At 68.2% G+C, this 15,374-nt stretch carries 11 protein-coding genes and 1 pseudogene; 8 read left to right on the top strand and 4 right to left on the bottom strand.

Annotated features, from left to right (window positions below; translation table 11 throughout):
* Nucleotides 1-228 precede the first annotated feature (228 nt).
* Together ACFVT2_RS16810 and ACFVT2_RS16805 are read left to right on the top strand one after the other, a co-directional pair.
* Complete coding sequence (locus ACFVT2_RS16810; RefSeq protein WP_390017914.1) at nt 229-4,122, top strand: SGNH/GDSL hydrolase family protein; 3,894 nt, start codon at nt 229-231, stop codon at nt 4,120-4,122.
* A 105-nt stretch (nt 4,123-4,227) separates the two neighbouring features.
* A complete protein-coding gene (locus ACFVT2_RS16805; RefSeq protein ID WP_390017912.1) occupies nt 4,228-5,013 on the top strand; it encodes a hypothetical protein in 786 nt (261 codons plus the stop codon).
* On the opposite strand, the gene istB is transcribed toward ACFVT2_RS16805, so the two are convergent.
* Entirely contained in the window at nt 4,971-5,771 is an 801-nt protein-coding gene (gene istB, locus ACFVT2_RS16800; RefSeq protein WP_390017909.1) for an IS21-like element helper ATPase IstB, read from the bottom strand. The genes ACFVT2_RS16805 and istB overlap by 43 nt on opposite strands.
* A pseudogene (gene istA, locus ACFVT2_RS16795) lies at nt 5,771-7,020 on the bottom strand (IS21 family transposase). The gene istB and the pseudogene istA overlap by 1 nt, the downstream one beginning before the upstream one ends.
* Nucleotides 7,021-7,616: 596 nt before the next feature.
* Between istA and ACFVT2_RS16790 the strand changes: the two are divergent.
* From ACFVT2_RS16790 to ACFVT2_RS16780, 3 genes are all read left to right on the top strand, one after another.
* Nucleotides 7,617-8,318 carry a hypothetical protein gene (locus tag ACFVT2_RS16790; protein WP_390017907.1) on the top strand — a complete coding sequence of 234 codons (702 nt, stop codon included), beginning with the start codon at nt 7,617-7,619 and terminating at the stop codon, nt 8,316-8,318.
* 113 nt (nt 8,319-8,431) lie between these two features.
* Complete coding sequence (locus ACFVT2_RS16785) at nt 8,432-8,743, top strand: helix-turn-helix transcriptional regulator (RefSeq protein ID WP_390017904.1); 312 nt, start codon at nt 8,432-8,434, stop codon at nt 8,741-8,743.
* A 129-nt stretch (nt 8,744-8,872) separates the two neighbouring features.
* Nucleotides 8,873-10,045 (top strand): tyrosine-type recombinase/integrase, encoded by a 1,173-nt coding sequence (locus ACFVT2_RS16780; RefSeq protein WP_390017901.1) that lies wholly within the window; start codon nt 8,873-8,875, stop codon nt 10,043-10,045.
* Nucleotides 10,046-10,191: 146 nt separating this feature from the next.
* Here the strand turns inward: ACFVT2_RS16780 and ACFVT2_RS16775 are convergent, their stop codons facing one another.
* Nucleotides 10,192-11,721, bottom strand: a complete 1,530-nt coding sequence (locus ACFVT2_RS16775) for a helix-turn-helix domain-containing protein (RefSeq protein ID WP_390017899.1) — start codon at nt 11,719-11,721, stop codon at nt 10,192-10,194.
* Between the two features lie 99 nt (nt 11,722-11,820).
* Between ACFVT2_RS16775 and ACFVT2_RS16770 the strand changes: the two genes are divergently transcribed.
* The 3 genes from ACFVT2_RS16770 to ACFVT2_RS16760 all read left to right on the top strand — a co-directional run bounded on the left by ACFVT2_RS16770 (nt 11,821) and on the right by ACFVT2_RS16760 (nt 14,191).
* Nucleotides 11,821-12,807: a DUF1648 domain-containing protein gene (locus tag ACFVT2_RS16770; protein WP_390017896.1), complete on the top strand. Its 987-nt coding sequence runs from the start codon at nt 11,821-11,823 to the stop codon at nt 12,805-12,807.
* Nucleotide 12,808: 1 nt separating this feature from the next.
* Nucleotides 12,809-13,168, top strand: coding sequence for a GntR family transcriptional regulator (locus tag ACFVT2_RS16765; RefSeq protein ID WP_390017893.1), 360 nt, complete (start codon nt 12,809-12,811; stop codon nt 13,166-13,168).
* A 174-nt stretch (nt 13,169-13,342) separates the two neighbouring features.
* Nucleotides 13,343-14,191, top strand: a complete 849-nt coding sequence (locus ACFVT2_RS16760; protein ID WP_390017891.1) for a nucleotidyltransferase domain-containing protein — start codon at nt 13,343-13,345, stop codon at nt 14,189-14,191.
* Between the two features lie 30 nt (nt 14,192-14,221).
* On the opposite strand, the gene sigJ is transcribed toward ACFVT2_RS16760, so the two are convergent.
* On the bottom strand, nt 14,222-15,160 hold the full coding sequence (gene sigJ / locus ACFVT2_RS16755) for an RNA polymerase sigma factor SigJ (RefSeq protein WP_390017888.1): 939 nt from the start codon (nt 15,158-15,160) through the stop codon (nt 14,222-14,224).
* Nucleotides 15,161-15,374 lie beyond the last annotated feature (214 nt).

Below are 15,374 nucleotides of genomic sequence, written 5' to 3'. Positions count from 1 at the left end.
GATTACTACCCCCGGAGTGACACCCCCCCCCCCCTCCTTGCCCCCCCCACCACAACATCAAACGCACCCACACTTCCGTTGACCCCACGCCCCCGGGGGGGGGGCCCCCCCCCCCCCCCCCCCACGACACTGTTAGGGCTCTTACAGGCCCCACCCGCAACCGCCAAGCCCCACTCAGCCTCTACCCCCGCACCCCAGCCCACCGACACTGCTGCTCCCGCCGGCGGCGTGCGGAATCCCGACAAGGTCCTCGGTCCCGGCTGGAAGAGCAGCCGAGACCAGGCTGTGATTGGTGCCGCCGACACGAACGGCTACAAAATCCTTGTCGCGCACAGCGGCGAGGCGTACGACTGGAATACCGCCGCCACCCTGGCCGAGCGCGGCATGCCCACGGACTCCTGGATCGGCAACCAGTGCACCATGGATGCCGACCACGTAGCGGCCGTCTACGCACCCCGAACGTTCATGAACAAGCCCGACTTGATGCAAGGCGGAGCCTTCACCGCCATTGTCAACATAAAGACCGGCACCGTGACCAAGCTGCCGTTCACCGCCTCACTCGCGTACTTCGACCCCACATGCAACCCCGAGACCCACACCGCCGCCTTCACCGCCTTCCGCGGTATGAACGACATCAAGGGGATGCACACGCGGTTGGTCACCGTCAACGTTAACGGGCGCACAACCGGAGAGGTGACAACGGACGGTGAGGTGACTTCTGCTGTTCCCGTGGCCGACGGCACCGTCGCCGCCCGCGGAAACCGTCTCATCCACCTCGACCGTTCCGGTAAAGCGAAGACCCTCACTTCAGCCGGCGGCGTACCCTTCGACCTCCGCCCGACACAGGGCGCAGGCGTGGCGTTCATCGAACGCGACGGGGACAAGACAGCACACGCCAAGGTGTGGAAGGGCACTGGAAGCCCAGCCACAGTCGCTACCGGCCGCCTCGGCGACCTCGCTCTCGCTCAGGGCGCCTCCCGCGTGTTCCTCACTGGACACCCGACGGGCAAGACGAGCACGACCGATACCGGTGTCACGCCCCTGAACGCTCCTGCCACCTCCGGCATCTCCTCCCAAGGACGGCTGGCGGTCACCCCCGTCCTGTCCCCGGGCGTCAAAGCCGGACTGGAGCGGATCGCAAACGCGGGCAAGGGGTTCACCAAGGAGAGTTCCGCGCGGGACAAGGCTCCCAAAGACGCCGGGCCCATCAACCAGTTCCTGACAGTGACTTCGACAGCCACCACGACCGGCACCACCGTGACCCAGGCTGTCACCCAGAAGCCGGCCAGCGTATCCGCCTCCCGCCCGTCGCCGGCCCTGGCCACGACAGGCAAGAAGCCACGCGCCCCGGTCACGGCCGGTGTTTCCCACGACCCCACCGACCCGGACCGCCACTGTGCGATCTCCCGCAACGACGTTCACTCCCAGGCGCTCCAGCCCACCCCCAACCAGGTGGAATGGGCCGTCGGAATGGCCGTGCGCGGCAACCTGCGCGCCGGCTACCTCACCCAGACCGGCTACCGCAGCCAGATCGGCATCGGGACTATCGACCCGCAGGGCATGTTCCCGCCGCCGACCCTCAAAGGCGGAGGCCGAGTTCCCGCCAACGTCCTTCTCGGCGTCCTAGCTCAGGAATCCAACCTCTGGCAAGCCGAACAGGGGACCGTCCCAGGGCAGATGGGCAGCCCGCTCGCGGCCATGGACGGCTACTACGGCCGCAAGGCCAGCAAAGACGACCCCAACGCCTACTGGAAGATCCACTGGGACGACTCCGACTGCGGATACGGCGTCGGCCAGGTCACCGACGGAATGCGCCTCAACGGATTCGAGAAGACGGATCCGTACGGGAACAAGATCCCCAACCTGCCGCCCGAGAAGCAGAAAGCCGTGGCCGTCGACTACGCCACAAACATCGCCGCCGCAGTCCAAATCCTGGCCGACAAGTGGAACGAGGTCCACACCGACGGCCAAAACATCACTGTGAACAACGACGACCCTTCCAGGGTCGAGAACTGGTTCACCGCCATCTGGAACTACAACCTCGGCTTCAACGCCCCCGCGGATGCCGGCGCCAACCACGGCCACTGGGGACTTGGCTGGTACAACAACCCCGCCAACCCGGTCTACGCCAAGGGCTGGGGCCACCCCTTCATGGACACCGACGTCGACGGTGCCGAGGCCATCAAGGACGCCGCACACCCACAGGATTGGCCCTATGAGGAGAAGGTGATGGGCTGGTCCGCTTGGTCCATCGACACCGGCTTCTCCTACGCCACCTCCGGCCGGCAGGACTGGCCCGGCGAATCCGGCTACGCCACCGCCGGCTTCTACCCCGCCTGGTGGACCACCACCACCGCCCGAAGCGCGGTCTCCCCACCCCTGAGCGCCTTCTGCAATACAAACAACAACTGCGACCCCGGCACGCCGCCGGACTGCCCCAACAAGGAGTGCTACGAGCAGTACTGGTGGCACCAGGCGAACGTCACGTGGAAGCCTGACTGCGCCACCACGTGCGGAAACGAGCACATCAAGTACCAAACGCCCATCGCGGAGCCCGGCCGCGGCTACCGACTGCAATACGGGCAGCCCCTTTGTGGGGGAGCCCCTACAGGAGCCCACGTCGTCGCCTCCGTCCCCGATGGCACCCCCACATGGGGTGATTGCGGACAAATCGCCTCATCGGGAAGCTTCCAATTCAACTTCTACCCCGACAGTGACAACCAGTACGAAGCAAAGGAAGACCTCTACCAGATCGGCGGCGGCTATGGCGGCCACTTTTGGTACGCCCACACGCGCGATAAGGACCACCTCGGCGGCGAGGGCGGGCCAATGGCCATCGAAGGCACCTGGACCGACCCGGCTGCCCTCGGGTGGGCCCGCGTCCTCGTTCACCTACCGGACACAGGCGCTCAGACCCGCCAGGCCAAGTACCGCGTCCTCAACACAGACAGCAAAAGCGCCGAGCGCGCCGTCGAACAACGCGCAGGACGCTGGGTCAGTCTCGGTGTATTCCACTTCATCGGAACGCCCAAGGTAACGCTGTCCAACGTCACCGCGGACGGCACCGCCGACGAAGACATCGCGTGGGGAGCCGTTGCCTTCCAGCCACTCTCCGGCAAGCCGAAGAACGTGGTCGTCGCCATGGGCGACTCCTACTCATCGGGCGAAGGCGCTTCCGAAGGTAACCGCGACTACTACCCCGAGACCAACTATCGCAACAAGAACGACGAAAAGTCCCGAGATGCCTGCCATCGCTCCCGCTACGCCTGGTCACGGCTGGCCACACTTCCCGGCGAGTCCCAGCCTGTCGGATACCTCGATGACAACTGGGACGTCAACCTGGACTACCACCTCATCGCCTGCTCCGGAGCCCGCACATACAACGTCCTGAGCAAGATCCAGAAAAATGGCGGCGAACTCCCACAGCTCCAACAGGGGTACCTCGACGACAACACCACCCTGGTCACCATCTCCATCGGCGGCAACGACGCCCGCTTCTCCGACATCATCACGAAATGCCTCGTCTCCTTCGGGGACGGCAACTGCAAAGACAAGACGTTTGAGAAGCCGGACGATGACGTAGGAGGGCGGGACCGCAAGTTCCTCGGACAACCGCTTGAGGTCGCAACCCCCGGCATCATCAACGAAATCGTCCGCCCCGACATCACCCAGACCCTCTACCAGGTCCACGCGCTAGCCCCCCACGCAAAGATCGTCCTCATGGGCTACCCACCCCTGATCTCCGACAAGGGTTCCTGCCTCAACCTCAGCATCATCGGCTTGCCCACCATCGGCCTGACCGAAGATTCCACAGCCTGGCTCAACAGCACGGCCGATACCCTCGCCGGCGCCATGCAAGGCGCGGCCGAGGACGCCAAGCAACAGGGCGTACCCGTCTGGTTCTCCAACCCCAAGAACGACTTCGACGGTAAGGCCGTATGCGGTAACCCAGAGCAAGTTCACGGGATCGTGAAAACCCTCACCACTTCCGATGACCCGATAGTGGACCTTCCTCTGCTCAACAAGTACGGCCCCTCCGCTCAGTCGTTCCACCCCAAGATCGGTGGGGCCAGCCTGTACGCGAACTCCCTGCAACGCACCATGGCGGGTATGGGTCTCTAACGATGCCCACCAACACACGGCGGGGGCACCGTCAGGGGTGCCCCCGTACTCGATGTGTCTGCCCGTACGGGTAGACACAGCCAATCACACCACCACAATGGCCACATGACAGCGAAGAAAAGACAGGAAACCAAAACTTCCTTAAGCAGCGTCATCAAACGCTCCTTCGGTGCTCTCTCCGTCCTCCTCATATTCGTCCTGACCGCCTGCTCCTCCCAAAACCGTGCCACCACCCCCAAAGAGGTACGCGACCTCGCCGGGAGCCCGCAGGCCGAAGAAGCACGGAAGAAGACCGAAAAACGCCTGAGATCCATCGTCGACGCCTACGACAAGAAGACCCCACTCACTCTGGCCCTGGTCACCCTGGAAGACGTCTGCTCAGGCGGAACCGCGAAGCAACTGTTCTTCCCAAACGGGGACGATCAATACAAGGTTCGCTGCTCATTGCGCCTCACCGCCTACTACGGCGCACACCCTCACCACATCGGAGACGTCCTAGACGCCATCTTCACAGCCGGCGACCACTCCGCCACCAACGGGTCTCCCGGGGAGACCATCCCGTTTAACCACGACTTCTACCGCAAGCGCCTGGTCGGCTACTACCAAGGGCACGGCCCAAACCCTTCGGGCCCCAACGCAACGGAACCGTCCCAGATACTCAGTTCGTCACAGAGCTTGTCCTGGGACGCGATACGCGAGGCCCAGAGGAGACTGGTACAAGAACCCAACCCATGCCTGAAGGCCGATCCGCCGACTATCCGATGCCTGCGTGAACCAGCACACAGGGCCGTGGCAGACGTACGCAAGCAGCACGGCATGGTGTTCAAACTGGAACTTCCAGTCACTGACTACTTTGAGGTGTCAAAAAAGGGCGAAGTTTCCATTGGGTAATAGGCGGTGCCTGACGGCCTCGGCGCCCGCATTCGCGGTCTCGCCGCCTCTCCCCAGCGTCCGAAGGGCTTGTTGCTGGTGACGATCACGGACGCGCGTGCGTAACGGTTCGAGATGAGCTGGAAGAACAGGTTCGCGGCCTCCGATTCGAAGGGGATGTCGCCCACCTCGTCCACCACGATCAGCGGATAGCGACCCAACCGGGTCAGCTCGGCGGCGAGGTTGCCGGCCTGTTGGGCGGCAGCGAGTCGGTCGACCCATTCTGCGGCGGTGGTGAAAGCGACGCGGTGGCCGGCCTGGCAGGCCCGGATGCCCAGGCCAGTGGCCAGGTGGGTCTTGCCCGTGCCCGGCGGGCCCAGGAGGACGACGTTCTCCTTGCCCGCGATGAAGTCCAAGGTTCCCAGGTGGGCGAGTTGTTCGCGCGTCAGGCCGTGCAAGTAGGCGACGTCGAGTTCCTCGATTGTCTTGTTCGCGGGGAAGCGGGCGGCGCGTACTCGTGCTTCACCACCGTGTGATTCGCGGGCGGCGACCTCGCGCTGGAGGCAGGCGACGAGGTATTCCGGGTGGGTCCAGGACTCCTTGCGGGCCCGTTCGGCCAGGCGGTCGGCGGCGGCCAGCAGGGCCGGGGCCTTCAGGGCTCGGGCGAGGAAGGTCAGCTCGGAGGTGGTCTGCTGGCTGGTGCGACGGCCGGCGGCCGGGGGCTTGCCTGCGGGCTGGGCCAGGACGGATTCGCCGTCGAGTGTTGGGGCGCGGGGCATCAGCTGGCCTCCTTGTCGCCGCCGCCGTCGATGACGGTGAACAGTCGGTCATAGGTGCCCAGCTCTCGCTGTTCGACCTCGACCAGCGGGCCGGCGCCGACGGCCTGGATCTGACCCGTCGGACGACGCCGGGCTTGGTGCCGCATCATCGCCGCGGTCTCGGCGTGCTCGGGATCGGTGAAGGTCTGGTGGCGGGCCCAGCAGCGGACATGCCGGGCGACGATCTCCCCGCCGGTGGTCAAGGCGATGACCTCGTCGTTGTCGGTCAGCACGGTGACGTGGTGACCGATGGCGGCGGGGTCGACGGAGTAGTCGCAGGTGTCGACGCGGACGTAGTGGTCCCGGCCGAGCCGGGTGGAGAACCGCCACCAGGTCGGCGGATCCACCGCCGGCAGGGCGAGCATCCCGGCCCGGTCCGCCTCCCACCGATCGACCGGACGGGCCCCGAGGCTGCGGTGGACGCGCCGGTTGGCGACCTTCAGCCAGGCGTCGAGCTGGGTGTTGAAGTCGTCGGGACCGCTGAAGTGACGCCCTGGCAGGAACGAGGTCTCCAAGTAGCCGTTGGCCCTCTCCACCAGCCCCTTCGCCTCCGGATCCCGCGGCCGACACAAATAGATCTTGGTGGCGAGCAAGCCCGCGAACGCGGCGAATTCGCTGGTGGGACGTCCGCGGCCGACGCCGGCCTCGTTGTCCCAGACCAGCATCTTGGGGACGGCATCCCACTGCGAGAGCAGCCGCCAGTGACCGTGGATCAGATCGCCAGTCCTTCGCGAAGGCAGCATCCGCGCGGCGATCACCCTCGAATACCCCGACACCATCACCAGCACCGGAGGCCGACCGGTCAGCCCATAGCCCAGCGGGATCTGTGCCTCTGGGGACCACAGGTCGCACTGGGCCAGCTCGCCGGGTCGATAGGTCGTGCGGGAGACCGGATCGACGGGAACATAAGCCGGCCTCAGCTCGCGGATCCGATCCTTGAGGATCGTCATCCCCTCTCCCAACCGATCCGCTCGGCGATCACGGTCGCGGGCATCGTCGGTGTCTCCCGCAACAACTCGCGGATTTGCACCTCGACCGAGTCCACCACCGACCCCTTCGGGGGCCGCTCATACTTCGGCGGCCGGTCGCTGGCCAGGGCCCGCTTGACCGTGTTCTTCGAGATGCCCAGGTGTCGCGCGATCGCCCGGATCGGCATCTGCTCGGCCCGGTGCAGCCGACGGATCTCTGCCCAGTCCTCCACGAGGATCACCAAGTGGGTCACTTTTGATGCGCCGTCAGCGGATCAGGGTTCGGCCGTCGTCGAGAAGTGCTGCTTTCCTCGTAGTCAACAGAATCCTTAGCAAGTCCTCTCGCTGCAGGTCAGGAGAACTTTCCGTGCTTTTGATCAGCATTCGGACAGTCCGCTGCACGAAAGCGCGAGGTGGGGTTAGTCGTGATAGTCCCGGCAGCCGCGAACCTGCGGCCAAGTGCTTAGAAGACGCCTGCTCTGTTCTGGAGGTTTCGGGCATCCAAAGCGAGCGTGCTGGTGCGTGGGCCTCCGTGATTCGGGCGGCATCGTGCTGATTCGCCGACGGCAGACGCATTAGGTCCGGAACGGACTGGAATGGAGCGGCGAAGCAAGTGAACCTAGAGCGGTCCTTGGAAGCCGCGGTGACGCGCAGCCGGTTCTCTTCACGCTGACCCAGAGGCCGTGAGCGTGGGGGTGGCGCAACATAGCGCGAGATCGCCGGTTGGCCAAACCGGCGATTCTCCAGACCATTGGTGAGGTTCGGTCGCCGCGCGATTCACGTGCGGGCGACTCGGCTGCTGTGTCTACCCCCTCGCTTTACCCAAAGGAGCTTGCCCATGGCCGTAGTTGCTGATGATGAAACGTTTCTTCTGTCCGGTCGGCAGTGTTTTTCGATCCTCGACTGGGTCGCCGAACAGTCGCGGAACGGACTCGTGCTGCGGGCCTTTCTGGCGTCCATCGCTCTCGCGGCGCTGCGGCCGAAGGAAGCACTGGCCCTACGCGTCCGAGACATGGAACTGGCTGACGACGGCAGTGGCGTCCTGCTGATCCACCCTCAGAGGCAAGAGCGCCGAGTGGAGGAAACCGACGGTGCGGGCGCTGTACGGAGTGTTCCCGCAGGCCCGGATTTGGTAGCGCTCTTGAAGGCGGAGGTCACCCGGCGCGATCTCCGCCACGATGACGCGATATTCGTCCTCGACGACGGGCGACCGCTGACCGCCCCGGTCTACCAGGAGGTCTGGAGGCAGGCGCGGGCAGCGGTGCTGGCAGCACACGAAATCGACTCGCCGCTCGGCAGGAACGTCTCCGCCCTGCGCGACGCCTGCATCGCGGCATGGCTGCGGAACGGTGACCAGACCGCAGCGCACATCGTCACAGTGGCCGAGTGCGCCGGCATGAGCGCAGCCCGCCTCGCCGAACGCTTCGCGCACTGTCTGCGGAAGCCGACGCCGGCTGAGATCCCTTGGGGCCGCCTCACAGCAGCCCTCCGTCTTCCTGCTGTGCCGAGCGAGCCGATGGCGGCTGCGCGCCGCCCGTAGCGGGGCGCCGAGCCGTGGCCTGTCCCCGAAATCTCACAGGTAACGGGCGGGCGGAGAACCGGTTCTTCGCCCACCCGGGTCTACTCCCTCCCGCACCTCACAGAGAACCGCCCATGCCTGCACAACCGTTGCTTGCCCCTTCCGTTGCTCCCGCTTCCCCGGGGGCCGTACGCACGGCGTTCCTGACCGTGAAGGACGCCGCCGAGTACCTGGGCCTCTCGCCCCACACCCTCTACGTCTGGCGCCACCGGCGGCAGGGACCGCCGAGCTTCCGCATGGGTCCACGCGGCCGCGTGATGTACCGGCTGGAAGCCCTCGACGCGTGGATCCGTGAGCAGGAGCAGGCCGACTCGCGGTCCAACACTTTCCTGAACCCGCTGAACACCCGTCCCCAGGAGCGGTCCGCCCACCTCTCCAGAGCCTGACGCTCGAAGCGTCCTGGAGCACCGTCTCCATCCACCTTCGTCAAGGAGTTCCACCTGGCCGGCTACATAGAAGACCGATGGCTGAAGAAGCGCCCCAACCTGGCGACCGGTAAGCGCGAACGCACGACCATGTACGGCAAGTGCACTCGCTACCGCGTCAAGGGCATCCCCGGAGTCAAGGATCGTTCCTTTGACACACGCCAGGACGCCAAGACATGGCTTGCCCAGGCCCAGACCGACGCCCGTCGAGGCGAGTTCGTCGATCCGCGCGACGGGGCCATCTCCCTCAAGGAGTACATCGAGACGCACTGGTGGCCCACGCAGAGCGGAGACCCGTCCACCATCGAGCGCATCGAGCAGAGGGTGCGCCGTCACATCGTTCCGCACCTCGGTGCACAGCCGCTGAACGGCATCGGCACGGAAGTGCTGCGCCACTGGAAGAAGCGGCTGGAGAAAGACCTCGGTCCGACCTCGATCCGTCTTGTCTGGGCCACGCTGTCCAGCGTCCTCCAAGCTGCCGTCGAGGACCGCCGCCTCGGGCGCAACCCGTGCCGATCCAGCACGATCGGTCCGCCGGCCGCCGCACCTGGGAGGGTCGAGGCGTGGCCGCCCGAGCGGGTGCTGGCGGTACGCGCGGTCATGCCGGAACGCTACCGGCTCCTCGTGGAGTTCGGTGCGGGTCTGGGACTCCGACAAGGGGAGGCGCTCGGGCTGAGCGTGGAGGACATCGACTTCGACAAGGAAGTCGTCCATGTCCGGCGTCAAGTCAAGATGGTGCGGGCGAAGCTGTGCTTCGCGCTGCCCAAGGGACGCAAGGTCCGCGACGTGCCACTGCCTTCAAGCGTGGCTCGGGCCGTCCGGCGGCACATGGAGGTCATCGCGCCAGTGCCGGTCACCCTGCCCTGGGACGACCCGCGTCCCGCTGAGACACCGGTGGAAGCCAAACACCGGCGGCCGAGGACGTACAGCCTCCTGGTGGCGGGACGCGAGCGGAAGGCGATCAACAGGAACTACTTCAACTCCTATGTATGGAAGCCGGCGCTGGCGAAGGCGGGCGTGATCGCTCCGCTGCCGGAGACGGCCCCGGATGGGTCCCGTGTGTGGGAGCCGTCCCGGGAGCACGGCTTCCACGCCCTGCGCCACTTCTACGCCTCCGAGGAACTGGAGGCCGGGGAATCGGTCGTCTCGCTGGCGCGCTGGCTGGGCCATTCCGATCCGGGGTTCACGTTGCGGAAGTACTCCCACTTCCTGCCCCGCGCGGGCGCACGGGGGCGCGCCGCCATCGACGCGCTCTTTGCATAGCCTCGGCTCGGAAGGCAGCGCGCCTGCGCCGGGCCTTTAGGAGCCCCGCCGAAGACGCAAAGTCCCAGAGAAGTCCCACGGGTGCCGCCGCACCCCTTCTGACCCGCTTCCTTGCAGGTCAGAAGGGGTGCGGCGGCATTCTCTTATCAAATGTCCCGGAAGATCTCGATCTGTGCGCCGATCGAGTTGAGGCGTTCCGCGAGGTCCTCGTAGCCGCGGTTGATGACGTAGACGTTGCGCAGGACCGAGGTGCCCTCGGCGGCCATCATGGCCAGGAGGACGACGACGGCGGGGCGGAGTGCCGGGGGGCACATCATTTCCGCGGAGCGCCAGCGGGTGGGGCCGTCTACCAGGACGCGGTGCGGGTCGAGGAGTTTGACCTGGGCGCCGAGTCGGGTGAGGTCGGTGAGGTAGATGGCGCGGTTGTCGTAGACCCAGTCGTGGATCAGGGTCTGGCCCTGGGCGCTGGCCGCGATGGCCGCGAAGAAGGGGACGTTGTCGATGTTGAGGCCCGGGAAGGGCATGGGGTGGATCTTGTCGAGCGGGGCCTGGAGTTTGGAGGGGCGGACCGTCAGGTCGATGAGCCGGGTGCGGCCGTTGTCGGCGGGGTACTCCGCACTGCGCTCGTGGTCCAGGCCCATCTCCTCCAGGACGGCCAGTTCGATCTCCAGGAATTCCACCGGGACCCGACGGATCGTCAGTTCCGACTCGGTGACGACCGCGGCGGCCAGCAGGCTCATGGCCTCGACCGGGTCCTCCGAGGGCGCGAAGTCCACATCGCGGTCGATCTTCGCCACCCCGTGGACGGTGAGGGTGGTGGTGCCGATCCCGTCGACCCGGACGCCCAGTTCCTCCAGGAAGAAGCACAGGTCCTGGACCATGTAGTTGGACGAGGCGTTGCGGATGACCGTGACGCCGTCGTGCCGGGCGGCGGCCAGCAGCGCGTTCTCGGTGACGGTGTCGCCGCGTTCGGTCAGGACGATGGCGCGCTTGGGGGCGACGCTGCGGTCGACCTCGGCGAGGTAGGTGCCGTCGGTCGCGGTGATTTCCAGGCCGAAGTGCCGCAGTGCGGTCATATGGGGCGTGACGGTGCGGGTGCCGAGGTCGCAGCCGCCCGCGTACGGCAGCTTGAAGTGGTCCATGCGGTGCAGCAGCGGGCCGAGGAACATGATGACGCTGCGGGTGCGCCGGGCCGCCTCCAAGTCCATGGCGGCCAGGTCGAGTTGGGCCGGCGGCACGATCTCCAGGTCGTTGCCGTCGTTGATCCAGCGGGTGCGGACGCCGATGCTGCCCAGCACCTCCAGGATGCGGTAGACCTCCTCAATGCGGGCCACCCGGCGCAGGGTTGTGCGGCCCGCGTTGAGCAGCGTCGCGCACAGCAGCGCGACGCAGGCGTTCTTGCTCGTCTTGACGTCGATGCTGCCGGACAGTCGACGCCCGCCGACCACCCGCAGATGCATCGGTCCCGCGTACCCGAGCGAGACGATTTCGCTGTCCAGGGCCTCTCCGATGCGGGCGATCATCTCAAGGCTGATGTTCTGGTTGCCGCGCTCGATGCGATTGACCGCACTCTGGCTGGTGCCGAGCGCCTCGGCGAGCTGCGTCTGTGTCCAGCCACGGTGCTGCCGGGCGTCACGGATGAGCCTGCCGATGCGTACGAGGTAGTCGTCTGCCATGGGGTGACCGTATCTCAGATATGAGATGGGTGCGTTATTGGCAGATCTGTAGGCCTTCCATGGTTTGTTCTACTACTATGCAAACAACTGGAGGTTGCCATGATGCGATCCGTGCCGTCCGCCCCGCCCGCGAACACCCGCCGGCGGGGCTGGATATCCGCCTTACCGTTCATCCTCGTCACCGTGACCCTCGGCGGCATCTACGCGTGCGTCGCCGGCCGGCTGCCCGAACGGCTCGCCACCCACTTCGCCTCGGACGGCCGGCCCGACGGCTACTCCTCGGCGCAGGGCTTCCTGTGGGCGTGCCTGGTGACCCTGCTCGTCCTCGGCGCGGGCATCGGCGGCCTGGTCCAGCTCCGGATGCCCGCACAGAGCGGGCGTTTGCTGGTCGCTACGGGCTACTTCACGGCCGTCGCCCTCGGCTATCCGGCGGCCCTGATCCTGTTCGGGAACACCGGTGAGGCCGCCGTGTCCACGGTCCGACTGCCCTTCTGGCAGGTAGCCGTGGGGCTGGGGGCGGGCGTCGCCGCCGGCGGTCTGGGCTGGCTGCTCGCCGGCGCCGACCCGGCAGAACGCCGTCCGCCCGCCGGGCCCGTGCGCCGCCTCGACCTGCCCCCCGGTGTCCGGGCCGGCTGGTCACGCACCGTCAGCTCGCCACTGATGGCCGTCCTGGCCGGTGCGATGGCCTGCCTCGGGATCATCCTCGGAGTGTCCGCCGGTTGGGTCGGCGGCGGGGGCATGCTCCTCGGCGGCCTGGCGGTCGCGGTCCACTGCTCCGTGCGGGTGACCGTCGACCGGCGCGGGCTGATCCTCACCCCGACCCTGCTGCCGGTCCCGCTGCACCGGATACCGCTGGACAAGGTGGCGGAGGCGTCCAGCCGCCGGATCGCCACGCTCGCCGAGTACGGTGGCTGGGGGTACCGCATCCGGCCCGGCGGCAGCGGCCTGCTGCTCCGTTCGGGCGAGGGGGTGGTGCTGCAGCTCACCACGGGCCGGGAGTTCGTGGTGACGGTCGACGACTCCGCAACGGCCGCCGCGCTGCTCACCACGTATCTCGACCGCAGGCGGTCCGGAGAAGGAGGCTGAGGTGCTGTTCCGCGTCGACCCGGGCTCGTCCGTGCCGCTCGGCGACCAGATCGCCGCCTCGGTCCGCGGCGCCATCGCCGACGGCTCGGTCCGGGCCGGTGAACGCCTGCCCGCCGCCCGCGCGCTCGCCGCCTCGCTCGGCGTCAACGTCCACACCGTGCTGCGCGGCTACCAGCGGCTGAAGGAGGAGGGGCTGATCGAACTCCGCCGCGGTCGCGGTGCGGTGGTCACCGGAGCCGCCGCGCCGGCCCGCGCCCGCGTCGGCGAGGCCGCCGAGCGCCTCATCGCCGAGGCCCGCCACCTGGGCCTGACCGACGAGGAGATCGTGCGGGTGGTCCGGCTGGGGTTGGAGGGGGCATGACCCGGCCCGGCCACTGTGCGCGGTGGCCGACGGCTTCAGGACAGCCGCCGCCTTAGGGGCGGACGACGGCGCTCCGCTCGGGCCCGAACCGCCGTACGGCGGTTCGGGCCGGTTCGGGCCGGGGAACGGAACCCGGGACGGCCGCCGCCGCGGCGGCCGGGACAGGAGGCGGCGATGCGGCTGGCGACGGACGCGCACGAACCGACACCGCCGGCCACCGCCGCCCTGCTCCGCACCTTTCTGACGGGGCTTCGGGACCGGGTGCCGCTGCGGGCGCTCTGGGCGCACGGTTCGCTCGCCGGCGGCGACTACCAAGAGGGCCGCAGCGATCTCGACCTGATCGCGCTCCTCGACCGTCCCGCCACACCGCAGGAGCAGGACGACCTGGCCGGCCTGCACCGCCGGCTCGCCGCGACCGGCGGCCCGGCGGCCCGGGCGCTGCACTGCGCCTACCCCGACGTCACCGCGCCGGACGACCCGGCACATCCCCATCTCGCCTGGGCACACGAGGAGTTGATGCTCCGTCCGCTCACTCCGGTCACCCGTCGCGAACTCCACACCTTCGGCCTGGTCCTGTACGGCGACGGCCCGGCCGGGCTCCTGCCCCCGGTGAGCGACGCCCGACTGACCGCCTTCGTCCTCGCCGACCTGCGCGCGTTCTGGCGGCCCGCGTTGGGCCACCCGGAATACTGGCTGCGGGACATCTGGGTGGACCTCGGGCTGCTGACCCTGGCCCGGGCGACCGTGACCCTGCGCAACGGCACCTTGATCAGCAAACGTCGGGCGCTGCCCGTCCTGGCCGGCCTGGGCGCGCCGGCGCAGGTCCTCGCCGACATCCGACACCGGCGCTACGGCCCCACGCCCAGGCCCACGCCCCCGTCGCCGGACGCGGCCGGCGCGGCCGGTGCGGCAGGCGCGCCCGACGCCCACCGCGCCGACTGGCCGGCCCGGCGCGCCGAACTCACCCGCGCCTTCCTCGCCCCGGCGATCGACCGGACGCTGGCCGCGTACGGGGGCGGCTGAGCCCTCCGGGGACGCGCCGGCCGTATGCCCTCACTCGTCCAGGAACGTCAGGTTCAGCGCGGCGAGCCGCACCGGGTCGGCCAGGATGTCGATCTCCACGATCTTCCCGTCCACGACGGTGAAGCCCATCACGGAGAACGGCCGCCCCTCCCGCAGACTGACCAGCCCCGGCGCCCCGTTGACCAGCGCCGGCCGGGCGAACGACGCGACCTTGGAGTACAGCTTCGCCTGCGCGACGACCGCCGTCGCGCCGCGGACCAGCTTCGTCACGTTCGGCGCCGTGGCCCCGCCGTCGGCGCGCAGCACCACGTCCGGGTCCAGGATGGCCAGCAGCGCGTCGAAGTCCCCGCCGCGCGAGGCGGCGAGGAAGGCGTCCACCACCTCGCGCTGGCGGGCCGGGTCGGTGTCCGGGACCGGCGCGGTGCCCTGGACGCGGCGGCGGGCCCGGCTGGCGAGTTGGCGGGCGGCGGCCGGGGTGCGGTCGACGATCGGGCCGATCGCGTCGAAGGGGACGGCGAACATGTCGTGCAGGACGAAGGCGAGCCGTTCCGCGGGCGTCAGGGTCTCCAGCACGACCAGCAGCGCCAGGCCGACCGAGTCCGCCAGCAGCGCCTCCTGCTCCGGGTCGGGTCCCTCCACCCGGCTCACCACCGGCTCGGGGACGTGCACTCCCCCTTCGAACGGGTCCTCGCGCCGGGCCCGCCGGGTGCGGAGCTGGTCCAGGCACACCCGGCCGACGACGGTCGTCAGCCAGCCGCCCAGGTTCTCCACCCCGTCCACGCCGGACCGGCTCAGCCGCAGCCATGCCTCCTGGACGGCGTCGTCCGCCTCGCTCAGCGAGCCGAGCATCCGGTAGGCGACCGCCCGTAGTTGCCCGCGCTGCTCCTCGAAGCGGGTGGCCAGCCACTCCCGGTCCGCCCGGTCGCCCGGTTCCTCGCCGGCGGCCGCCGCGGTGTGCTTGTCGTCCATGACTCGTGTCCTCCCTCGCGGGCCTTCTACGATCCGGCCCGCCGGCGCTCTTTCGTGTGCGGCCTGTTCCCGCTCATCACCTTGACGGACCGGCCGCCGCACATGTGACACGGCCCCCGATCCCGGGAAGCGGAAGAGGCCGGTCCGACGCCGTTGGCGCCGAGCCGGCCTCTCCGGTGCTGCGTTCCCCTTCGGGAGCCGAGCCGAGCCGAGC

The organism is Streptomyces sp. NPDC058000, assembly GCF_042886435.1.
Classification (GTDB): Bacteria; Actinomycetota; Actinomycetes; order Streptomycetales; family Streptomycetaceae; genus Streptomyces.
The sequence above is the reverse complement of the archived record's forward strand: the minus strand, read 5'-3'. Positions and strand labels throughout refer to the sequence as shown.